The 23,249-nt window shown below is 38.9% G+C and carries 20 protein-coding genes, 1 tRNA gene and 1 pseudogene; 11 read left to right on the forward strand and 11 right to left on the reverse strand.

The window, feature by feature from the left end:
• Positions 1-196: 196 nt before the first annotated feature.
• Positions 197-292 (forward strand): photosystem I reaction center subunit XII, encoded by a 96-nt coding sequence (gene psaM / locus VB797_RS18165; protein ID WP_193922026.1) that lies wholly within the window; start codon positions 197-199, stop codon positions 290-292.
• Positions 293-565: 273 nt separating this feature from the next.
• Entirely contained in the window at positions 566-973 is a 408-nt protein-coding gene (locus tag VB797_RS18170; RefSeq protein ID WP_323239131.1) for a hypothetical protein, read from the forward strand.
• Between the two features lie 204 nt (positions 974-1,177).
• Here VB797_RS18170 and VB797_RS18175 read toward each other — a convergent pair whose 3' ends face one another.
• Positions 1,178-1,912, reverse strand: a complete 735-nt coding sequence (locus VB797_RS18175) for a tetratricopeptide repeat protein (protein WP_323239132.1) — start codon at positions 1,910-1,912, stop codon at positions 1,178-1,180.
• A 423-nt stretch (positions 1,913-2,335) separates the two neighbouring features.
• Between VB797_RS18175 and VB797_RS18180 the strand changes: the two genes are divergently transcribed.
• From VB797_RS18180 to VB797_RS18190, 3 genes are all read left to right on the forward strand, one after another.
• Positions 2,336-2,800 (forward strand): hypothetical protein, encoded by a 465-nt coding sequence (locus VB797_RS18180; RefSeq protein WP_323239133.1) that lies wholly within the window; start codon positions 2,336-2,338, stop codon positions 2,798-2,800.
• A gap of 126 nt (positions 2,801-2,926) precedes the next feature.
• The gene (locus VB797_RS18185; protein ID WP_416350884.1) at positions 2,927-3,568 is read left to right on the forward strand and encodes an IS607 family transposase; all 642 of its coding nucleotides are present in this window, start codon (positions 2,927-2,929) and stop codon (positions 3,566-3,568) included.
• A 103-nt stretch (positions 3,569-3,671) separates the two neighbouring features.
• On the forward strand, positions 3,672-4,931 hold the full coding sequence (locus tag VB797_RS18190; RefSeq protein WP_323239134.1) for an RNA-guided endonuclease TnpB family protein: 1,260 nt from the start codon (positions 3,672-3,674) through the stop codon (positions 4,929-4,931).
• Positions 4,932-5,400: 469 nt separating this feature from the next.
• On the opposite strand, the gene VB797_RS18195 is transcribed toward VB797_RS18190, so the two are convergent.
• The 5 genes from VB797_RS18195 to VB797_RS18215 form a co-directional block, all read right to left on the reverse strand.
• The gene (locus VB797_RS18195; RefSeq protein ID WP_323239135.1) at positions 5,401-6,708 is read right to left on the reverse strand and encodes an IS200/IS605 family accessory protein TnpB-related protein; all 1,308 of its coding nucleotides are present in this window, start codon (positions 6,706-6,708) and stop codon (positions 5,401-5,403) included.
• A 426-nt stretch (positions 6,709-7,134) separates the two neighbouring features.
• Positions 7,135-8,127, reverse strand: a complete 993-nt coding sequence (locus VB797_RS18200) for an aspartate carbamoyltransferase catalytic subunit (protein ID WP_323239136.1) — start codon at positions 8,125-8,127, stop codon at positions 7,135-7,137.
• Between the two features lie 301 nt (positions 8,128-8,428).
• Positions 8,429-8,746, reverse strand: a complete 318-nt coding sequence (gene trxA, locus VB797_RS18205) for a thioredoxin (protein WP_323239137.1) — start codon at positions 8,744-8,746, stop codon at positions 8,429-8,431.
• 619 nt (positions 8,747-9,365) lie between these two features.
• Entirely contained in the window at positions 9,366-10,478 is a 1,113-nt protein-coding gene (locus VB797_RS18210) for a DUF6575 domain-containing protein (RefSeq protein ID WP_323239138.1), read from the reverse strand.
• Between the two features lie 9 nt (positions 10,479-10,487).
• The gene (locus tag VB797_RS18215) at positions 10,488-10,889 is read right to left on the reverse strand and encodes a hypothetical protein (RefSeq protein ID WP_323239139.1); all 402 of its coding nucleotides are present in this window, start codon (positions 10,887-10,889) and stop codon (positions 10,488-10,490) included.
• 13 nt (positions 10,890-10,902) lie between these two features.
• Here VB797_RS18215 and VB797_RS18220 point away from each other — a divergent pair.
• Positions 10,903-11,256, forward strand: a pseudogene (locus tag VB797_RS18220) (type I restriction-modification enzyme R subunit C-terminal domain-containing protein); the annotation flags it as partial.
• Positions 11,257-11,468: 212 nt separating this feature from the next.
• On the opposite strand, the gene VB797_RS18225 reads toward VB797_RS18220, so the two are convergent.
• Positions 11,469-11,540: transfer RNA gene (locus tag VB797_RS18225), tRNA-Thr, on the reverse strand.
• Between the two features lie 1,210 nt (positions 11,541-12,750).
• Between VB797_RS18225 and VB797_RS18230 the strand changes: the two genes are divergently transcribed.
• Positions 12,751-12,954, forward strand: a complete 204-nt coding sequence (locus VB797_RS18230; RefSeq protein ID WP_323239140.1) for a hypothetical protein — start codon at positions 12,751-12,753, stop codon at positions 12,952-12,954.
• Between the two features lie 167 nt (positions 12,955-13,121).
• Positions 13,122-13,958 (forward strand): plasmid mobilization protein, encoded by an 837-nt coding sequence (locus VB797_RS18235; protein ID WP_323239141.1) that lies wholly within the window; start codon positions 13,122-13,124, stop codon positions 13,956-13,958.
• A gap of 248 nt (positions 13,959-14,206) precedes the next feature.
• Here VB797_RS18235 and VB797_RS18240 read toward each other — a convergent pair whose 3' ends face one another.
• Positions 14,207-15,370 (reverse strand): tyrosine-type recombinase/integrase, encoded by a 1,164-nt coding sequence (locus VB797_RS18240; RefSeq protein WP_323239142.1) that lies wholly within the window; start codon positions 15,368-15,370, stop codon positions 14,207-14,209.
• Positions 15,371-15,895: 525 nt separating this feature from the next.
• Here VB797_RS18240 and argF point away from each other — a divergent pair.
• The 3 genes from argF to VB797_RS18255 all read left to right on the forward strand — a co-directional run bounded on the left by argF (position 15,896) and on the right by VB797_RS18255 (position 19,256).
• Positions 15,896-16,822 (forward strand): ornithine carbamoyltransferase, encoded by a 927-nt coding sequence (gene argF / locus VB797_RS18245; protein ID WP_323239143.1) that lies wholly within the window; start codon positions 15,896-15,898, stop codon positions 16,820-16,822.
• A gap of 173 nt (positions 16,823-16,995) precedes the next feature.
• Positions 16,996-17,604: a transcriptional repressor LexA gene (gene lexA / locus VB797_RS18250; protein WP_323239144.1), complete on the forward strand. Its 609-nt coding sequence runs from the start codon at positions 16,996-16,998 to the stop codon at positions 17,602-17,604.
• A 155-nt stretch (positions 17,605-17,759) separates the two neighbouring features.
• Positions 17,760-19,256: a DNA phosphorothioation system restriction enzyme gene (locus VB797_RS18255; RefSeq protein WP_323239145.1), complete on the forward strand. Its 1,497-nt coding sequence runs from the start codon at positions 17,760-17,762 to the stop codon at positions 19,254-19,256.
• Positions 19,257-19,270: 14 nt separating this feature from the next.
• Here VB797_RS18255 and VB797_RS18260 read toward each other — a convergent pair whose 3' ends face one another.
• The 3 genes from VB797_RS18260 to VB797_RS18270 all read right to left on the reverse strand — a co-directional run bounded on the left by VB797_RS18260 (position 19,271) and on the right by VB797_RS18270 (position 23,030).
• A complete protein-coding gene (locus VB797_RS18260) occupies positions 19,271-19,615 on the reverse strand; it encodes a cupin domain-containing protein (protein WP_323239146.1) in 345 nt (114 codons plus the stop codon).
• Between the two features lie 150 nt (positions 19,616-19,765).
• Positions 19,766-22,636, reverse strand: coding sequence for a glycerol-3-phosphate acyltransferase (locus VB797_RS18265; protein ID WP_323239147.1), 2,871 nt, complete (start codon positions 22,634-22,636; stop codon positions 19,766-19,768).
• A 253-nt stretch (positions 22,637-22,889) separates the two neighbouring features.
• The gene (locus VB797_RS18270; protein ID WP_323239148.1) at positions 22,890-23,030 is read right to left on the reverse strand and encodes a hypothetical protein; all 141 of its coding nucleotides are present in this window, start codon (positions 23,028-23,030) and stop codon (positions 22,890-22,892) included.
• Positions 23,031-23,249: the final 219 nt, after the last annotated feature.

Consider the following 23,249-nt stretch of genomic DNA (forward strand, 5'->3'; position numbering starts at 1 on the left):
GGGTTCACCATCTCCCTATCTTCCCATCCCCAATGCCCCATTACCAATTCCCCATTCCCAATTCCCCATTCCCCATTCCCCATTCCCATTTCCAATTGTTGCATCTTGTTACAACTTATTTCCCAATTTGGGTAAAACAGTGAAAAGTAGAACATGAAGTAATAATGACGTTTATTGAGACTAGGAGATTCCTAATATGTCAATTTCAGACACTCAAGTTTATATCGCTTTAGTTGTGGCACTGATTCCAGGTGTTTTAGCTTGGCGTTTGGCAACTGAACTCTACAAGTAAATAGTTATTAATGATTGATTGAAACGAATGTAGAGTTTGTAATCCTGGCAACATTAAGTGTATTTTCCGGAGGCTTGTAACTTTTGCTTGTAAGCTACTTAAGAAAAGTCACTTAGTAATGCTAGGGTTATTTTTTTTACTATTTTTCTAGGTGTAGCAGTTTGAAAAAAATGAAGTAAGATGGCAGCACATGAAAACCGTAAATAGCCGATCTTAGGTATTTACGAAAATTACAAAAAGTTCGCTCTTTTTGAGGAGATTAAGTCTATTCTCATGAATGCAATTCAACCGTCTAACCCGGAAGTACAGCCGATACAGCGACGTAGGACTGCTCCCAGACCTCATCGTCATCTACGCCAACGTTCATATCAAGTAATGGCGTTAGAAACAACAGTAAAAATAGGAGTTAATTTAGCGATTTCCGCAGCAGCAGTATCGGCTTTAACCCAGCTTTTACCTCATCATTGGTCGGGACAAGATAAGTTACGACAAATACGTACTGAAGTTAATACCACTCAAGAACGTGTTAATAATTTAAGGGCAGAATTTAGTAATACTTTTGATTCTCGTCAAGCTAATAGCGTGATGCAGCAACAGGGAAACTTGATACCCCTGAATCAGAAAAGAATTGTATTAACAAACGAAACAACACCGGCTGAAGTTCGAGAATCTACACCTTAATACTAAGAGGAAATATTATTGCTGAGAATAAATTTGATTCCTCTTTTTCCGTATACAATGGCTCAAAAAGAGTTGCACTAACAGCTAATAGTTAATAACTAATCGCTAATTGTGAAGTTCCCTTATTGTGTAGTTATCATCTATTAGCTATTAGCAACTAGCTAAACTATTAAGTATGATGAATGATAAAATTTTTTACTGTATTTATTCCTCTATTTCCCATTCCGGATGCATTGGAAGTAGCAGTTGATTTAACCAAGTTTCTACCTGCAACCGCAAATTAAATGTTAAATTATCAGTTTTATTTGCTCTAGGTGGTAATTGCTCTAAAGCACGATAATAATCGGCGATCGCAACATTCCATTCACCCCACATATGGTAAGTTCTGCCTTTCTCAGCCAAAATATGACTTTCTAATTTTCCAAAAAATAAAGCCGTTTCAAAATTATCAATAGCTTCCGTATATTCTCCCAACTCGCGCAAGGTAATACCTCGGTTAATCCATGCTCTAACATGACCGGGATCTAAATCCAAAGCTTTTTCATAATCCACTAATGCAGCTTCTAAATCACCACTTGCAGCATAATAATTAGCTCGATTATTGTAAGCACTAGCTAGTGTAGGATTTAGCTGTAACGCTTTGTTAAAATCGCGAACCGCTTTTCTTTCTTCACCACTTTGAAAATAAACTAATCCTCGATTGTTGTAATCGATCGCATTTTCGGGATGACGCTCAATCAACTGATTGAAAACTGCGATCGCAACATAAAAATCGCCTTTTTTAGCTGATTTTAAAGCGCAAGATCGTAAATCTTTATCCCCGTAAGCATCGTATCGATCATTACTATACTCATGGCTATGGTCATGAGCAGTATTCGCAGCATTGATGCCGATATGATCTTGCTTGTCACCGAATGTTGAAAATAAGTGAATCTTCATATCATCCTGCCTAAATTGGTAACTCTATAAAATAGACTGATAGTACATCCCCGCTTTTTGTTATGCTCCCGTATTCGGATTGACGATCCAACTATCCAAAATATCTAGTTGACCCACAAACCCCCAAGTACAGCATAATTGCACTGTATTTTTACAAATTAGTAATAGATACCGTGGATTCACAATCAATTCCAGAAAATCACAAATAATTGCAATTTAAAACGCTACTAGACGACATTGCGATCGCAACTGGTAAAATGCTTTCAACAGTCAACAGTGAACAGTTATCAAAACGGTTAGGTATAAGAAATAAGTTACCCGTCAAAAAAATACGTTAACCGTTAATCAAATAAATTTCCTCGTACAAATCTAGCTACTTTAAAACTGCTCACTGTTGACTGCTCACTGATTTTAGGTAACAAAATGGTAAATACAGTTTCTTATTCCAACGCTCCAGATTTAACCCCAGATGATTACATCGTCATCGGTTTAGCAACTTGCTTCATCAAAGAAGACGGTGAAGTGCATGAAGTTGACGTAATCGAACCTATCCCCTCAGCATCCTTAGAATCGCTGTTCAAAGGTGTCCCTACTTCCTACAAATCGGCTGTTGCGACAACATTAGGAAGCGTTTTAGATGGAGAAACTGCCTGTAAACCAGCACAATTGGATAATTCCGCACAAATAGTAGACGAATTTAGCGAAAGAGCGTTTGCAGCAGCACGTACCTATAAGCGTAAAGAATCAGCACAATCTTTAATTCCTTTAGGTAAAACCTACAGCGATTTTCAATACTCTATAGAAAAAAAGCGAGTCTTAAACGCTCAAAGAGTAGTTAGTAAAGATGACAACGTGAAGCAGCATTCCCATACTCATAAAGTATTGTAATTAAGCATACCCTCGTTGCCCTCAGACTGGAATGGGGCTTGAAACTGCTAAATAATTTCTACCCATAACTAGACATATTTTACGGATTGTCCATATAATTAAGTGAAGTTTATATAGTAACTAATTATGGACAATCAAGAAGAAATGACGATTAGCATCGGTGATGCAGCACAAGAATTAGGTGTTTCTGTAAAAACTGTAAGACGTTGGGCTGATGCAGGGAAAATACGCTATGAAAGAAGTCCAAGTAGTCACAGAAGGTTTTACATTTCAGACTTAAAACGATTAGCGCCACGTAATCCAGAAAACTTAGATTATCGAACAACTATTAACTACGCGCGTGTTAGCAGTCACGACCAAAAAGACGACTTAACTAGACAGATAAAGGTTCTAGAGTCTTTTAGCTCTTCTAAAGGTTGGGAATTTGAAACTATATCAGATTTAGGTTCAGGTCTTAATTACAAAAAGAAAGGATTAAAAAGTTTGCTCAAGCGCATCATGAAAGGTGATGTGGGTAGATTGGTTTTAACTCACAAAGATAGATTGCTTAGGTTTGGCTCAGAGCTTGTGTTTGCGATGTGTGAAGAGTTTGAAACCGAAGTTGTCATTATCAATAAAAGCCATGAGGAAATTAGTTTTGAGCAAGAACTTGTTACAGACATGATTGAGTTGATAACCGTGTTCTCAGTTAGGTTATACGGTTCTAGAAGTCGCAAGAACAAAAAACTTATAGACAATATGACAAAAGCTGTACAAGATTCCGAATAAATCTACCCACATAGTTGATAGATGAGTAGATATGGGGATATATGATTGAAGTAAGCGAAAACATTGTGAGGTCGTTCACGCAGTGTCACCGGAGGTGATAGCAATGCTACTTTCTACCAAAGTCCAACTAATCCCGAACAACAAACAAATTACTAAGTTTCGTAAAGCTTCGGGTGTTGCGCGTCATGCCTATAATTGGGCTAATGCGACAGTTAACGAAGTTTTGAAACAACGTGAAACCGATAAAACTGTAAAAATCCCATCAGCTATTGACTTACATAAAAAGCTAGTATCTGAAGTCAAATCTGTTAATGCTTGGTACTACGAAACTAATAAAAATGTCCCACAACAAGCTTTAAAAGAACTGCGTACAGCTTGGGATAGATGCTTCAAAAAGATTGCTAAACAACCAAGATTTAAGAAGAAAGGTCAACGTGATTCGTTCTATTTAGAATCTGGTAGCAAAGCGAATCCGCTTATTAAAAATGATGGAAAGCGAGTTAAGTTACCAACTATAGGTTGGGTGAGATTAGCTGAATCAATGCCCGTAACTGCTATTTATAATTGTGTGATTTCTCGTACTGCTGATAAGTGGTTTATCGCTATTAAATATAAGGTTGAAAAGCCTAATGTTAAAGCTGATAGACCTAGTGTTGGTGTAGATATTGGAATCAAAGAATTAGCTGTTTGCAGCAATGGTAAGATATTCAAAAACCCAAAAGCTTATAAACGTCTTAGCAAATGTATGAAGCGTTTACAACGCAACGTAAGCAGGAAACAAAAAGGTTCTAATAACCGCAAAAAAGCTGTTTCTAAACTAGCTAAATTGCACGCACGGATAGCTAATATTCGTAAAGATGCTATCCATAAATTAACTACCTATCTTGCTAAAAACCACAGCATTATAAAGATAGAGGATTTATCAATCAAGGCATTTCTTAAAAACCATAAATTAGCAGGTGCAATTGCTGATTGTGGAATGTACGAATTTAAGCATCAATTAGAATATAAAACTGAGAAGTTCTCAAGTGAGTTAATACTTGTAGACAGAATGTTTCCTAGTTATCAAATATGTTCTAATTGCGGAAATCATCGTCATAAGATGCCATTAAAAGAGCGCGTTTATATTTGCCCAGATTGCGATCACGCAGAGGATAGAGATTTAAACGCAAGTAAGAATATAGAACGATGGTTTGAAGGAATATTTATTCCGACTCGTTCGAGTCAAACGGTAAGCTCTACCGAGATTGCCTGCGGAGTGGACAAACCTCTTAGAAATCATTCTAAGACCATGAAGAAACAGGAAATTAACGCCAAAACTACTTATGTCCAGTTAAGTCTAGATTTAGGTAGTTTTGGGTAAGTTTAATAGAACGGCTTACAACGAAGCCTGCCTCCGCAGGCTAAGATTATTTCTGAGACAATAAGACAAGCAGAATTTCTTATTTGCACAGAATATGTTGGGTTCCCACGCAAATCTGATTTTTCGTAAAAGCTATACTTCTTCGTCCGTTTAACCCAACCTACTACTAACTCATAACCGTTACTTAAAAAATGGACAATTCTCCCCAAAACTGGATAAAACTACCCATCATCACCTGACCTTAACGGCTAGTTCAGGATTACAGCTTGGATTCTCACCAAGTTCCTTAACACGAGTCACATTTGATGTACCGACCTCCACAAGTCTTCCAAGCTGGGGTTTCCCCGCGTTCCTTGTAGAGTGACTGCTAAGGTTCGCTGTTAACGACTGTTGATTATAAAACTCATGACGGCGTACCGACTTGAGCTTTTTGTTGAGTCGGTACCATGAAGCCCAGACGTGTCTCCTTCTAGCTATCACAACCGGGAGAGCGAACTTCCTCTGGTACAGACTCACTTAGCCTCATTGCTCTACGAGCAAGAACTAAGCCTGCGGCGGTGTCGGAACTCATTCCATACAACGCCATAAACTTTGTCAATCCTATCAATGAGGAGTAAGCAGGGTTGACCTTTATTAATTGAATACCACGATTATTGCATTGTAAGAGAATTAAATTATTGAATTTAGAGTAAGCAAAATAATTAAGCATTCTCGCATAACGACGACCCTCCTCCCTCATGCGTTTCTTCTTTGCACAGAATGAAAGGTTTTCAATCACTATTGGACAACAATTATTATCGGCTAAATCCAATAATTCCTTAATAACATCAGCCAACTGAGCTTCTACTTGTCCGGAGCGTCGAGAATGCAAGTTAACTTTAAATTGTCCCCATTTGACGGGATTGCCATTGTAATCGCTGTAACACCAGCCAATAACACCTGGGTTGAAATCAACTCCTATGCATCCGTAACGAACCGGCTTTGATTGAATTGGAGTATCACTCACTTCAACTGTGACTGATATGTACCAGCGATTATTCTTGTAAAAAAATCTCCAAGTTAGAGCTTCACCTTTACCGTATGGTATTATATCTCCAGTATTTCTGTTAACTCCTCGTTTCATCAAAGCAGCAACAATACAATCTTGACCATACTTAAACTGCTTGTCAGCATAAATGTACTTTCCACCAAATTCGGTTTCCCATTCAACAGGAACGCGAATTTTTAATTGTTTTTTCTTGTAATCATACTGACAAATTTGATTACCATTTGATTCCCCCTGACTACCAACAAGAGGGAAGTTAAATTCGCTACCAAAGTTAACGGATAATTGAGAATTTCTTAACTGCTCTAACTTGAGTTGTTGAGCAATTAGATAACGACGTTTGTGGTGAATATTATGACGTAATCGATGTTGTTCAGTTTTGTACTCATTACGACGAATAGAGCAACAGGGATGAGGAATATCAGCTAACTTGTTTTCCCACTTCACTATTTGATCTTGTGCCGAAGATATCTTGCCTTCAAGAGTGGATATATGAGCCTTGCGACATTCCCTAGCCGAAACTAACTTACCGATCATATCAATCAGCAAAGAATTGGCTTGACGTTTGTTATAACCAAATTTTTGTAAAGTCTGATTTTGCTTAGTTCTTGAAACATTGTTGCATATTAATTCCAAAGCTGTGTTTCGATGTTTTTTCTGCTTTCTGGAATACTTAATCGCAAATGGTATCAGTGCCTTGGGTAATTCTGCTGTAAATGTTTTTGTACTCATTTTCGTTCACATTATCGCATTCTTCCTCTTGTTGTACTTTTATGAGGCGTTGCATTGAACTTGATCGGCTTCAATTAATCAATACAATAGTACCACGAAACTGTTAAAATTTTCTGTGGGAAAACAAAAACCCTTGCGGGCGAGCAATTGAAGAAATCTATTCACCGAGTAAAATTTTAAGGTCTGAAGCCCCCGGATTTATCCGTGGTAATGACTCTACCGAAGCCCCTAAATTTAATTTATGGGGCATTAATTACGAATTACGAATTACGAATTATACTCACTACCTGTGTCCCGTTGTTCTATCTAGAGGAACCATCGGACTATATCTGGACAATATGGGTATATATGTTCAGTTATGGGTAGAAATTAGAGAACAGTTACTAACCCCTAACTCATAACTCCTAACTCATAACTCTTAATTTCTTAAGCTTTCCCACTACCTATTAAATACAGCAATGCCATCCTTACCGCTACCCCACTCGTGACCTGATTCTGTATCAAACTAAATTCCGGGTCGTCCATTAAATCCGAGCTAATCTCAACACCCCGATTCACGGGTCCCGGATGCAGTACTTTCACGTTGTCTTTGCAATTTTTCAATTTATCCCGCGTAATCCCGAACAACTGATGATATTCCCGCAACGAAGGCAATAAATGTGCCGTCATTCGTTCCTTTTGTAGTCGCAATGTCATCACAAAATCGGCATCTTGCAAAGCTGGTTCTAATTCCCAATGTACAAATAACTTACCCGGTCTATCTTTGCCGTAATCTGCAAATAATTTTGGTAAAAGTGTTGGAGGTGCTGCTAAATGTAGCTCTGCATCTGTAGCTGCCGTAAGACTCCAAATATTCGACCTAGCGACGCGAGAATGCAAAATATCGCCCACAATGGCAATTTTCTTACCCTGTAAATCTTCGATACTGGGATTATCTTGATTAAACAAGCTACAAACTGTAAATAAATCTAATAATCCTTGGGAAGGATGTTCGTGTTGTCCGTCACCAGCATTTAAAACACTGACCTTTACACCCAAACGATCCATTTCTGTAGCGATCGCGTCCGGAACTCCTGCTTCTCGATGACGCACCACCATGATGTCGGTACCCATCGCTAAATAAGTTTTAGCTGTATCTAATATTGTTTCTCCTTTGGTCATCGAAGAATTAGCTGCGGAGAAGTTCAGCGTATCTGCACTCAAACGTTTTGCAGCCAGTTCAAAACTACTGCGAGTCCGAGTTGATGGTTCAAAAAACAAATTCGCCACCACCTGTCCCTGCAAAGTAGGCACTTTTTTCATTCTCCGCGTTAGCACTTCCTGAAAACTAGCGGCAGTCTGTAAAACTGCATTGTACTCAGTCGCGGTGAAGTCAGCCAGGGAAAGTATGTGATGACGAGTCCAGGTGGTAGTAGGCATGAATTTTTATCGAATCTAGCGTGCTTATCACACGATCGATGATGTCTCTACAGTTACTTAGTTTAAGTGTGCAGAGCAAATCATACCACCAAGTTGTAATTTCAAGCTATTTAAAAATAAATAAGAGGCAAAAGTCAAAAGAAAGAAGGTTGATTTTGCAGGCTTTTGTGCCATTTGAAATGGTAGCTTTATTACCCCCGACTTGTACTAATAATTTATAACCCACGCAAAGGCGGGTTTTGTTTGTGTAAAAGCGGTTTCAACCGCCTCAAGTATTAAATTAGACTTTGCCGCGCATCCTCTAAAGATTCTTCTTAACTGCGTCGCTAAACTCTTCATAAGGCTTAACACCGACAATATTTTCTGCTAACTCACCATTTTTGAAAATTAATACCGCAGGAATACTACGAACTTCGTATTTTTTCGCCAGCGGTTTATCTTGGTCTACATCTATTTTCACTACTTTAATATCTTGATACTCTTGCGCTAATTTTTCTATCAAAGGTGCAACCACGCGACAAGGCCCGCACCAACTAGCGCTAAAATCAACTACGAGAATATTTTCCGATTTTAGAAGTGTGTCAAATTCGGTTTCTTTAACTTGGGTTACTGTACTCATGTTTTTTTAGTATAATTACCAATCAAAATAATTCAAAATTACTAAAATATCAATCAAAGCAATTTGATTTTTTGATCGATGGTTATTTATTTCCTACTCAATGATTTTAAACGATAACGGTCGCACAAAATGGTAAAAGTTAGTTCGAGGGGGATGCGATCGCCATTCCCTTACGGTTGCTGTCTAAATGTCGTGTGTGTGAAAAACCCTTCCCTGTTCCAGCTTTATGGGTTGGAGGTGTTTGTGATAGGTGCTTTACACCGTTTACGGAAATGGTTAAGTATCAGAAGCATTATTAAGACATCTTGCGTTGTAATCGCAACTCAATTATCCTTATTCAGGAAATATACCAACTACTATTAACAATTCTAAGTAATCGTATTATAGAGTAAGTCTAATTTTTATCGACATTATTATTTGCGATCGCCCGAGTATAAACCGTTGGTGGATCGCTACTTTGCCCTGGAAATTTCCCTGGAGCATGGTACTTTTAGCAAGAAACATTAATTATTAAGAAAACAAGCTAAATGTTCGAGCAAACTTCTTGGCTGCTGTTTTTGAAGTATTTGGATGATTTGGATCTGACCCGTTCTATCATATCTAGTGACAACTCCCACCGTCAACCGCTTTTAGCGGTCTGACGGGGGCTTCTCAGATTTACAAATGAGACTTGCTGCTTCAACGGTTGGGTATCCCCTTGACCTCCACAGCCAGAAAACGGTAGTCCAACCGTCCTTAAAGCTCGATTGTAACTAATCTGAGTCAATTTTACATTTACACAAATTTCTGTTTCTGCTCTTAACTTAGTATTTTTGATAACATCAAGAACTTTAAATACAGTTTCTTGTTCTATTTCTCCCATTTGTACCTTTTGACCAGGAGAAGCCCAATCTATGTGTAATTTACTGATTCCAATTCTAGTTAAAGCTGTTAAAAACTCAGTATATTTAAAAGCTGTTTTCTTTTTTAATACATTTAATTTAGCTGGCAATTCCTCTGTATTTGCCCCAAGATTTATTAACTGGATAAATTCTTTTAAGCATTGCCCTAAAAAAGACTCTCCTAAACCTAAACTATCTTCCTCATATACACTTCCTTGCAGACGCATTCCAAATGAGCCACTAAAGACACCAGACATCACAACTTGAGTCTTTTGCTTTACTTCAGGTGGTATTATGTGGCTTTCTGATTTCCCTAGCTTGATTTGACCGATAGCATCAATTGTTTCTTGTAATGAAGATAAAATTAACCCCAAATCACCTACAGGAGCTTCTGTAATTTCTTCCTCTGGAAATTGTAAAACAAAATCAATTATTTCTCTTCTTTTTTGGGTAGAAGTTGTTTCAATATTAGTATGATCACAATTATCTTCAGCTTGAATAACTTGCCCTAATTCTGGCAAATATTCATCTGGAATTTCATTGCGATTAAAAGTTTTTACAACATTTATCCCATCTTCATAAGGGATTTCTACATGATATACAAAACCATCTTCTGCATTATTAAATATATCTCTAAGCTCAACTTTACCCTGAGCTACGTTTTTAAATCTAGATGAAGACATGGGAGCATATAACCAAATCTCAGCAACATCAGAACTATCTACACAAATTACGATAAAAATTAATCCAGATTTGTTTTTACAGGAAAACAATACTGGCTTGTCATAAAAGTCGTATACTTCTATGATTTCAAGCTGTCCTAATATTGTTCGTTCCGGCAAAAAACTCATGTTTATAACTTATGTTTTATTAGAATCTTCTTGTTTTAAATCAATTAGTTCAAATACCTTATAAGGTTCGGTATTCTCTGGTATCCACCAAGTATGATGTGATTTTTCATTCTTTGACGGAGTATGTTGTATTCTTCCCAGTTCCTCGCTCAAACTACCCTTAGCTATTTTCATCTTCTTAAAACGCGGAATTCTCAGAGATAGATTTTTTGCATCATCCAATGATGAATGAATTGATACACCACAGGCTTGACACTCGGATATACTCGTAGGACATTCTTTATTTGGATTTTCTTGTCCCCAAGATAAGAAATCTTGTGGTTGGGGTGTTTCATGAACCTTTTTAATAAACCTGTAAAGTTTCTGAGCTTTAACATTTGGTTGAAAGCATAACGCATAGCATCTTCTCACATCTGGGGAATAACAACTTACAGAAATTAGCCGTCTAATTGATGCTGAGAAAAGCGATTTATATGATGTGCTGGCTTATATCGCCTATGCTTCTCCACCTATAAGCCGTCGAGAGCGGGTTATTGCTCACAAGTCGTTAATCTTGTCGCGGTATACAGGCAAGCAACAAGAATTTCTCGACTTTGTACTGGAACAATACATCAAAGCCGGGGTAGGGGAACTCGATCGCGCTAAATTACCTCAACTGTTAGAGCTAAAATATCATGCTGTTCGTGATGCTGTTGATGAACTAGGAAGCGTTGCGAATATCAGTGAAGTTTTTATTAGTTTTCAACAGTATTTATATTTACAGGACATACCAGCTTAAAACGTTATTTTTTAAGTACCAAAGTTTAGTGAATTATGAACATTCAAAACATTCTTCTTACTTAATCTGCCAGCAGATAACGATTAACGACAATTACGGTCAGGTAAGTTATGATGCGTCTATTTCTTGCCAAATGGCAAACTAGGTTCTAAAAACTAAGTCGCGACATCTAATTTTTGAGTATACAACAGTCCCCATTCACCACAAATCAAAGCCAGCAGTCGGATTTGAACCGACGACCTACGCATTACAAGTGCGTTGCTCTACCACTGAGCCATGCTGGCAGTCATTACCTTGTACAGTATCAGATACCTAGTTAGTACCAACTTAATAGCCATTTGATAGCCATTAGCTAACTAAACTAACCAAATAGAAAAGTAGCATATCCAGTTTAGAAAGTAAAGTAAGTAAGATAAAGTTGCTAAAGTAAGAATAAGGTAAGAATAACTCAACTAACCATTTTAGGAACCCTTATGTAGTAAGCATCCTAGGAACTGTTCCTGAGCAAGATGCTTGCTCAGCATTAGTTTGGTTCTAGATAACTATCCTTATGTAGTAAGGGTTATAGCCATTTAGGTAAGGTTTTGAATCTAACTGAAATAGTAGCCCTAGGGTACCTAGTTAACCCATGTACCCCCATTGAAAAACCCCTCAGTAGTTGACAGCTACCAAAGGGTTCAGTTTTATTTCAGAAGTCCAGAACTTAACTACATAACTAAGCCCAGATATTCCTGAGAACTCTGGGCATTGTTGGCTATTAAGATATCCATCTATTTAGAAACTCTTCTGGGGATGGCATTTTACTAGGTACCATTTGGGTTCCTTGGCAAAACTAACTTGTCCCTGGGCATCCTTAATAATGACAGCCCCATCTGCAAACCTTATTAATGCTATCCCATTTAGTTGCATCCTACTAACTACATTAGACCTTCTGTTCTTCCAGTACTTCTGAGCAGTACAGGGCTTCATTCCTTGCTGATAGATAACTTGGGGAGTAGTAGAGTTAGTTTCCATATTTGGTACTAATGAACTATTTACTCCCATTTTAGCATAAATAGTACTAAAATACCATCCTTTCTACCCCTTTATACATTATTTCTTCAGCTAGCTCTCTGGTTACTACTGAACAGTTAGCTATGGGGATATCTAGGCATTGAGTACCCCTAACTACATTAGTTGCCCTAGGGTACATCAAGGGGGCTTCTACTGCTACTACTGTCCCTCCTTTAAAGAAGATGAATAAGGTATCTACTAGGGCATCCTCTGGCAACAAGAGCATATCTAATGCCCTGATGGTAGAAAACCTCTGCATATTCTCCCAAGTGTAGCTAGGTCTATAGGAACAGAATACTTGGGACTGGGGAATATATCTCTCTGGGTAAGATGTTGACATTAGCTGTCTCCTATGGTAATGAGTTCTTTCTCTATTACTTTGTCTAATCAGTTGTACAGACAAAATATAAGTAGGAGAACTAACTAACTAAAGGAACCAAGATGGATAGAAACATTACATTAGCTAAGAAAACCCCCTCCAGAACCAAGCTGATAACTTGTAGAGTAACTGAACAACAGCTAGCTGAGTACCAACTGCTAACTGAGCATCTAGATATTGAACTAGCCCCATTAGTTAGGAACTATCTAGATAGTTTAGTTAGTACTCATCTGGGTTTGAATGATGACAACTTACTTATTGGGTAGAACCATTACCTAGTAAAGCAAGGACTACTATTGGTACCAAAACTGGTACTACTTCTGGTACTATTGACAGGTAAAGGCTATAATTTAGATGGGGCAAAGGAAGTACTACTATTGGCACCATAGTTATCCTGAGAGAGATAAAATATTCTATTTGGAGTTCAGTTGAGATGATAAACAAAAGGGACAAGCAAGTTAAGGCTTATGTTACTGATGAGGAACTGGTAACTATCAAGGAAAGGGCTAAGTCAGTTGGGTTATCCCAGTCAGAATACATTACCAAGAAAGTCCTAGAACCCTTGCCCAGTACAAATAGGCTAGATGTTCCTAGTTCTGAGCAGTTCCAATATTTGATAGATATGATGGTTAAGTTGACTGACAAGGTAGACCAACAGGCAGACCAAATAACTGGACTAACTAGGATGCTAGAAGAACAAGATGAGGTACTGGGGACTAATGGGGAACTAACTGTTGGTAGCTTTATTACTGGGGAGAGACACTCCAAATGTATCCAAGGTTCTATACTTATCATGTTCTCTGAGTTACCAAGAGATGAGCAAATATCCCTTAGAGACCTAGACTATACCCTGGACTATTCAACTAAGTTACATTACCTACCTGAGTTAGAGGTATTAGTTAAGACTGAGTACTCTCAGAGAAAGAGAGAGTATTTCAAAGTAGTTAAGATGATACCCAGAGAAATAGCCCTCCCAGAATGCCCTGTAGTGCCAACAGAAATAGAAGTTGACCCAATACTACCTGAGATATTAGATACCCCTGTTAGCCCCATGTTGACTAAAGAAGAACTAGCTAACCAAATAGCAGATAACTCTGGGGAGTTAGTTAGTACTATCCTTTCTAACTTGGATACCATAGGAGGAGTGAAGAAACCTAAACTAACTAAGATACCTGAGTACACTAATGGGTATGTACCAACTGATGGGACAAGAGAACAATGGCAGTTAGCTAACCAGGATGTTCAGTTAGAACCAGTACTATCTAAGTAATAATAACTAATATTGATAACTATCTAAACAATAGCCCCCTACCCCCTGATATCCTCTGAGATGTTAGGGGTTCTGTTTGGGCTATTTTGGCTAGTATCCCTGAAAGCTTTGCTGGACAACAGTCCTAGCTATTTTAGTAAATATTCTGAACTAGCTAAGTATGAATGTATATTATATGACTAACTTGGTTGGGTTAATGAAGGTAGTTAGTTAGTTTTGATACTGCCATTTGGATAGCTGTTACTTAGTTAGTATTCTGGGATATCTAGGGATAAATGGGGGCTGGCATAATGCTTGAGGATAACCTCTGGGCTGTTCCCAACTAACTTAGCTACTTGGGATGTAGTTAGCCCATTCTCTAGCATTGCTGAAATAAAAGTATGCCTGGTATTGTAGGGACATCTGTAGCTACTAACTTTCCCCTGAGCTACTAGTTCTCCCACTATGCCCTTGTACTTACCTGTACCCTTCCATACTCTGTTAGTAAAGTTATGACCATTGATAACTAACCCAGTAGGACTAGGGAAAACTAACTCAGATGTTCTCTCTAGGCTACTTAGTAAACTAGATAACTTAAGGTTACAGGGGAACTTCCTGATACCCCCAGTCTTGGTATTTTTGTTAGCCTTTAGGACAGTACTGTAGGACTCTTGGAAAGTTATCATTAGTTTCCCATTAGAGCTACTGCTAATATGCTCCCACTTTAGCCCTATTGCTTCCCCTAACCTACATCCAGTTAGGAATAGAAACTCAACAAATGGTAAGTAATGGGAATAGTTCTGATGTTCTCCAAATGCCTTTAGTATCTCCTGTTTCTCCTCAGTAGTAAATGGGTTAATATTGTTACTGTCATACTTAACTACTTTGATATCCCTAGCCATCTTGGAGAATGGGTTATGGGTAACTAGACCTGAGCTAACAGCCCATTCCAGGCAAGCATTTAGCTGAGTTAGCATCCTCTGGGCTGCATGGGGGCTTAAGTTACTAACTAAGTAGTCCCTGATAGCTACTGAGTCCCTAAGTTCTCTAGTTGGTAACTTATTGATATGGTTAAGATATCTACCCCTAAAGTCCTTAATGTAGGTACTAGCTGCTATTTGAGACTTCTTATAGAGACAATAGCTATCCCAGAGTTCCCCTAACCCCTTACTAGTCCTAGTAAAGTTAGTTACTACTGTTAACTTAGGACTAGGTAGGTATTGGTCTAAACTGTCCCTAAGAGTCCCATTATTAATATCCTCCTCTATTTGCCATGCTACTAACTGGGCTGCCTTATGGTTCTCTGGGGTATCTGATAACCTTAATGATAAATATCTCCTAGGTTCCCCTAAGTTTCTGGGTAGCCTTAGCCTTAACCTATTCTTAAAACTCTCTATTCCTACTGTCCCATTAGTATTTCTGTTAGTTTTCATGGCTATTTAGGTACTCTATTCTACTTAGAGGATAGCCATTTGATAGCCAGCAGTCAATATTTATGACAAAACCCCTGAAATATGAGGAGTTTCAGAGGTTATCCAAGGAAGTATTAGCATTACAACTGCGTTGCTCTACCACTGAGCCATGCTGGCAAAAGCCGTACTAACTTTGTAATTTCACCATAAAAAATAATATTGTAAAGCCCTTGCTTAAACTTTAAGCAACAACTAGCTTCTATCAAAAATAGTTGATTTATTCGCAACTAGCCATACAGCTTCAACAAGCAGATAATGTGAATATTATTTTCTGCCTAGAGAGTGATTTACCTCAAACTGAAAGCACAGTTATTGTAATAGAAAAATATCATCTTAAACAGTAAGAAAATCAAAATTGACACCGGCTTTACCAATTATCTTAAGATTGCGAGCATTTCAAAGAAAAACGGTTATATTTTAGGCTTCCTGTTTGATGTTCGCATAAATTGAGAAAACGTAACACTTAATTCCTAAACATAATTAAACATGACAGCGTTAAGCCAAAGAGACTTATTAGGTATAGCAGATTTGAGCGCGGTAGAAATCAAAGAACTTTTGCAGATGGCAACTCAGTTAAAATCTCAACAGTTGAAGTTGCGGTGCAATAAAGTATTGGGGCTGTTATTTTCTAAAGCTTCTACTAGAACGCGGGTAAGTTTCACCGTGGCAATGTACCAATTAGGCGGACAAGTTATCGACCTTAATCCTAATGTTACTCAAGTTAGTCGCGGAGAACCAATTCAAGATACCGCAAGAGTATTAGATAAATATCTCGATTGTTTGGCAATTAGGACTTTTGAGCAGCAAGAATTAGAAACCTTCGCAAATTATGCCCAAATTCCAGTAATTAATGCGCTGACAGATTTGGAGCATCCCTGTCAAGTTTTGGCGGATTTATTGACAATTCAAGAAGAATTCCAAACTTTAAGCGGTTTAACTTTAACTTATGTCGGTGACGGCAACAATGTTGCAAATTCCTTGATGTTGGGCTGTGCTTTGGTCGGAATAAATGTGAAAATCGCCACCCCCAGCGGATACGAACCTTCTTCAGATGTCGTTAAACAAGCACTCGCGATCGCAGATGGAAAAACTGAAGTTATTATTACCAAAGATCCCAAAATTGCAGCGAAGAATGCTAATATACTTTATACTGATGTTTGGGCAAGTATGGGACAAGAAAATGAAGCAAACGATCGAATGCCAATTTTTCAACCCTATCAAATTAATCAGGAATTGTTGAATTTTGCCGAGCCAAAAGCGATTGTTCTGCACTGTTTACCAGCACATCGCGATGAAGAAATAACAAATGCTGTTATTGAAGGCGAATATTCACGAGTCTGGGAACAAGCAGAAAATCGACTCCACGTACAAAAAGCTTTGCTTGCCAGTATTTTGTCCGCAGAACCACTTTAATATTTTGGATTTTGGATTTTCTCTTAATTTCAATCCAAAATCTCCCCGGTTTCCACTCTCGATTCTAAATTTATTTAAAAATTGCAATACAAAAGGCAAAAAACTTTGCCGTAATGAGGTTTTTTGTAGTACTAATGTTCTAGGGACATTTGTATTTTACCTCCCTACAAATTATGGAAAAACTGACAGAAGCACAAAGAGAACTTTACGATTGGTTAACGGAATATATCCGAATGCGTCAGCATTCACCTTCGATACGTCAGATGATGCAAGCGATGAATTTGAGGTCTCCAGCACCGATTCAAAGTCGTTTAGAGCATTTACGTAACAAAGGATATATCGAGTGGAGCGAAGGTAAAGCGAGGACTATAAGAGTATTGCATCCGGAAAATCCTGGTGTCCCCATTTTAGGTACCATAGCAGCGGGTGGTTTAATCGAACCCTTTACCGATGCGGTCGAACATTTGGATTTTCAAGAGATCAAATTACCGTTCCAGACTTATGCTTTGCGGGTAACTGGTGACAGCATGATAGAAGATTCCATAGTTGATGGAGACATGGTATTTCTGCATCCCGTCCAGGAGCCAGATACGCTTAAAGACGGTACCATTGTTGCTGCAAGAGTGGAGGGACACGGTACCACATTGAAGCGGTTTTATCGTACAAGTAGCGATCGCATTACTCTCGAACCTGCAAACTCGAAATATCAGCCAATTGAAGCTGATGCTGCACAGGTACAGGTACAAGGTTCATTAGTAGCTGTTTGGCGTAATTATAGCTGAATGGGGCATTTAACTTTAGATTTTGGATTTTAGATTTTGGATTGGGGGTTAGGAGTTAGGAGTTATAAATTTAAATATCTCCCCATCCCCCCATCCCTTTGTCCCCTTGTCCCCCATTTCTTTAATTACGAATTACCCAGGGTGGTCGCCATTTTATGTATTTAACGCAAAAACAAGCTCAGACACCAATTGCTTTTCGTTTAAAAATTCCTTATCCGGCTTATGCAGGGGAAAAGAAAGGTACTTACAAAGGGAAACAATTATTACCTGGTTGTCCGAAAATTCCGCCATCTCTGCAATTGCGAGGCTACCAAAAGCAAGCTGCAAATAATTGGTTTGCGAATAATGGTAGGGGTACATTAAAAATGGCGACTGGTAGCGGTAAGACGATCGCGGCACTAGCAATTACTTATGAATTATACCGTCAAATTGATTTGCAAGTATTGCTGGTGGTGTGTCCTTATCGCCATCTTGTAACCCAATGGGCGCGAGAATGCGAAAAGTTTGGTTTAAAGCCTATTTTAGCTTTTGAAAATATCCGCAATTGGCAAACTCAACTTTCGACACAGCTTTATAACGTGCGTTCTGGTTCTCAACCTTTTCTCACAGTAATTACTACTAATTCGACCTTAATAACTGATGGTTTCCAATCTCAGCTAAAATACTTTTCAGAAAAGACTTTAATTATCGGTGATGAAGCGCATAATTTAGGTTCGCCTAAGTTAGAAGAAAGTTTACCACGCAGTGTTGGCTTAAGATTGGGACTTTCAGCGACACCAGAGAGATATTTTGATGAGGAAGGAACTCAATCTTTATTAAATTATTTTGGTGCGGTATTGCAACCGGAATTTACTTTGAGAGATGCCATTACTCAAGGTGCATTGGTACGCTACCTTTATTATCCAATACCGATAGAATTAACTTTGGAAGAAAGTCGCGCTTATGCAAAACTGACGTATAAGATTGGACGCGCTTTATCATATAGACAGCAAGAAAATACCTTTCTGACTAATACTAATATTGAAGATAACGAAGATATTAAACCTTTGTTAATTCAACGTGCGAGATTAGTAAGTGCAGCAGAAAATAAGTTAAAGGCTTTGCGGGAATTAATGGCAACAAGAGGTGAAACTACTCACACATTATTTTATTGCAGCGATGGTTCCCAAGAAGCGGAGGGACGAGCGAATTTACGGCAACTTAAGGAAGTTACTCGCATTTTGGGGGTAGAGTTGGGTTATAGAGTTAGTACTTATACCGCAGAAACTTCCTTGGTAGAAAGAGAAGCTTTAAGAAATCAATTTGAAAGCGGAGAATTACAAGGCTTAGTTGCAATTCGCTGTTTGGATGAAGGAGTAGATATTCCGGCAATTAAAACAGCTGTAATTTTGGCAAGTTCGAGCAACCCCCGACAATTTATTCAGCGACGGGGACGAGTTTTACGTCCTCATCCGGGTAAAGAGCGAGCAACTATATTTGACATGATTGTATTACCACCAGATTTAGATCGAAAGACTTTGGAGGTGGAACGTAACTTGCTTAGAAAAGAGTTACGACGGTTTGTCGAGTTTGCCGATTTAGCCGACAATGCTGGTGAAGCAAGGATGAAACTCTTGGATTTGCAAAAGCGGTATGGATTAATGGATGTTTAAAGTATTAAATATATTCAAATCTTTTCTACCCGCAATCCAAAATAAGTAAGTACCAGTTCATCGGTACCATTATTAACAACTTCATGAACCTCTCCCGCTTCCACAGCTATACAGCTACCGGGAAGCAAAGGATATTCCTTACCATCAACATGAATTAAACCCGAACCCGATTCTACAAAAAACACCTCACACATATCCAGATGAGCGTGTGCTGCTGCTGATTGTCCGGGAGCAAAACGTGCTTGAGAGAAATTAGTCAGGTGAGGTAAATCCCCAAATCGCAGCATTACCTTTTTCTTAATTTCAGGATTATGGGAAACGGCTTCTTCAGATAAATTGTTGAGAGAAGTAAATTTCATAGGAAAAGGTTAAAGGTCAAAGGTCAATATTAAATAACTCATAACTCATAACTTTTCCCCCCATCCCCCCATCTCCCCCTTCGGGTTCACCACTTCTCTCAACGGAGGGGACCTCCGCTTTCTTAGTGGATTCACCATCTTCCCATCCCCTCAATCCGGTCGTAAATCGTTCGATATTTCTATAATCCCCTTAGAACCGTCAATCCGTACTCGCTGACCGTCTTGCAATAACCAAGTAGCATTGTGTACGTCCATGACTGCGGGAATCCCGTACTCGCGAGCGATGATTGCGCCGTGACTGAGCCTACCGCCAGCTTCGGCAATCAGTCCCCCAGCCCTTGTCAATAAAGCAGCCCAGCCAGAATCTGTGTAGGGAACTACCAAAATTGTCTGCTTGTCTATATCTGGGATTACCTGTAAATTTCGTAACACTTTAACTCTGCCTTCAACTTGCCCGTGACTGGCTGGAATTCCGGTTAACATTCCATCCGCGACTAAGGAAGGACTGGAAACGAAAATGGATACGGGAGGTGCATTACCGTAAACTAACAACGGTGCGGGATTGAGTTGGCTATCTTCAGTAAATTGGTTTCTTCTAATTTGCACCAACGACCTTAAATAATCGATTAATTGATAATCCGAATCCCGAATAATTTTTTGCACCTCTTCAATTTCTAGAAAAAAGATGTCTCCGGGTTCCCCAACCAAACCGTTTTGCAACCAATTGCGTTCCAAAGCGATAAAAGACCAGCGTAACTGTGCTAATAACCGAGAATAAACTTCTGTAACTCGTCCTTTTAAATCTACACGACGCTGTACGAGTCCTCCTCGTTTGCGCTTGTTTGCAGGGGGTTGGTTTCCTTGCATTAACTGCACAAATAACAGCTTTACAGCTTCCGGTTCTTCTTTCCAGGTCGGAACCGCGATATCAGTTCCGACATCACTCAAGTAACCATAACGGTTAATAAAAGCTTCAAACTCTTCCAGAATTTTTTGTCCTGGTATGGAAACTGCTAAATCCTCGAACAGCGTTTCTGGGTCGAATTCCGGTAATATTGATTTGGTAGAGAAGGCTAATTCCCCAAGTTCTCGTAATGATGCAACTTCGGGAGCGACACTATTATCAATTTGACTATCTTTTGGTTTAAAAATCCCTTGTCTAATAGCAGCACTCAAAGGAGCCATAATACTGTAATAAGTAGCGCTGCGGAGTAATTCTAAAATATGTTCAATACGTTCTAAAAGCTGGGATTGATTAAGTTCGAGTAGCGATTGTTGTTTTAATTTGGTTAAAGCGGGTTGAAATCTTTTGCGGTAATCTCGTTTAAAATCTCTTGATAAACTTAATTCTCTTCCCAACAACCGTAGTAATCCGGGAAGATTTGACAGAGTAGAATTTATTGGTGGTTTACTCATTTTGGCTCCTCTAGTCAAAAATTCCAAACTTTCGGGGGGTAAACCCATCCGTCGGAAAATTTGTCCTAAAAGACTGGCATTAAAATAAGCTCTAGAAAAGTGCAGTGTCGCTGTTTCGTTAAAATCCAAACCGATCGCACGTTCGCCTAATACTACCGCAAAAATCCCTCCCCAAACGCCGCAGGTTAAGGGACGATTAATCGACCAAGTTAACGGGTGAATGATGCCGGGGATCACTTCAGCGGCGATTTTGCGCGTCCAAATCGGTAATAAAGTGGTGATGGGACGAACTTGTAATATCCACAAAGTTTGACCGTCATAACTCCATTCGATATCTTGAGGGATACCGTGATAATGCTGTTCGATTTGCCGAGTTAAATATGCGACTTGCTTAATTAGTACAGCGGGTACTTGTCCTTCACCTTCCAAATGTACGGAAGATAAATTTTCTGTTTTGACAACAAAAGCCCGATATTGTTCCGGTGTGTATCTCCCGGAAACTACTTGAGCAGCACTACCTGCTGTTGCTTCAATGACTACAGCATCGCTTTCTTGAGTAATTGGGTCGCGACTAAAAGCAACACCAGAAAAGACCCCTTGGACTTGTTGTTGAATCAACACAGCCATTGCAGCTTCTTTTAAATTGCGATCGCGACGATACTGAACTGCGGCTGGATGTTCGTAGGAAGCACGAACTGTATCAATAGCTTGTTGTAAACCTAATTTTGTAGTTACGTTCAAAACAGTTTCATACTGTCCTGCTGCGGAAGATTCTTCGGTATCTTCTCCTAAAGCTGAAGAACGTACTGCTAGGGGAGATAAATCTGATGGTTGAAGATAGTCTATCAACATTTGGGGTTCATCCATCGGAGTCAGCACCCAACCTTTAGGAACTGGATAACCAATACGCTTCATTTCTGAAGACCTAGCTGCTTTATTTCCGACAATTGCAGCATCCAATTCATCATCTAAAGAAAGAATTTTTTGTTCGCCGCGTAGTAATTGAAACATCGCCTGGGACTCTGGTTTGGCTTCGGATGCTTTTAAATCTAAATCATCGGGAATCTGTTGGTAAATCCAGCCAAGCAACATTGCTAAGACAATCGCTGCCAAAATTTGCGGGAAATCATCAAAATGCAGTATTGCTACAATTAGCGGAAATAAAACCAATACTCCATATTTTGCTAATTCCTTAGAACGCAAAAGCAGAAAGCTGATGCTACCAACTAAGAATACAAAAGCTGCTGCCATCGGGTCATGTACCGCGAACCCCCAGACAACGTTAGTAGTTCCAGCACCTTTTCCCATCAAGAATCGACCTATAACCAAGGCAATTAAAGCAATTAATTCCCAGTAGGAACCATTGCCAAAAAAAGCACGAGCCATTAGAACCGCGAGAACTCCCTTCAGAGCTTCCGATAGAACAGCGAGAACTCCTACCAAGGTTCCACCGTGGTAAAAAGCAGCACTAACACCGATATTACCAGTCCCGATTTCCGCCAACCGACGCTTTGCTAAAGCATTGGTAATCCAGGAAATGACTGGCAATCCTCCCAAGATGGGGCAGAAAATAAAAACAACTAAAGCACCCCAAAGTTCAAGCATATGATTGTTTGGTTTCTCTTCAATCTAAAATTCCTGTTTTAGATTTGGATAACGGACTAAGGGGCAATGATAGTATAATTTGTACCCCTTAGAATCCTACATAAGCTAAAAATGAATTGCTACTGATAAACAAGAATTCATAATTATTTTTGTGTTCCCACTCAAATTTCTACAAAGAAGTAAGTAAAAATTGAGTTGGTTTTACTCATCAGTAATACATTTAACCGCCATTATTCTGGAGGAGCTTCGTTTATTAGTTTACCGTGTAAGCCACCTGTAACGCCCAAAAGATCAGTAATGCGATTGAACCCAGAAGCAGAACGGTAGAAATAATTACAGCTTTAGGAGTATCCGCACCCTTAAACTTCATGATTCCTCGATTTAAGTCGGACATAACAAGTAATCCTCCCTTATTAATTTCAGCGAAACTATCCGCCTTGATTGTAGTGCGTTACTTGTTATATAAGCAGATATAAGTAAAACATTCTGATTACAATTTCCTTAAGAAAAGTAAACAAGATTGCCCTGGACTAAATTATTGGCGATCGCAACATCAGGAATTTGACAGGTCAAAGGTCAAAGGTCAAAGGTTAGTATAAAATAACTCCTAACT

This window comes from Rivularia sp. UHCC 0363 (genome assembly GCF_034931125.1).
GTDB lineage: Bacteria > Cyanobacteriota > Cyanobacteriia > Cyanobacteriales > Nostocaceae > Rivularia.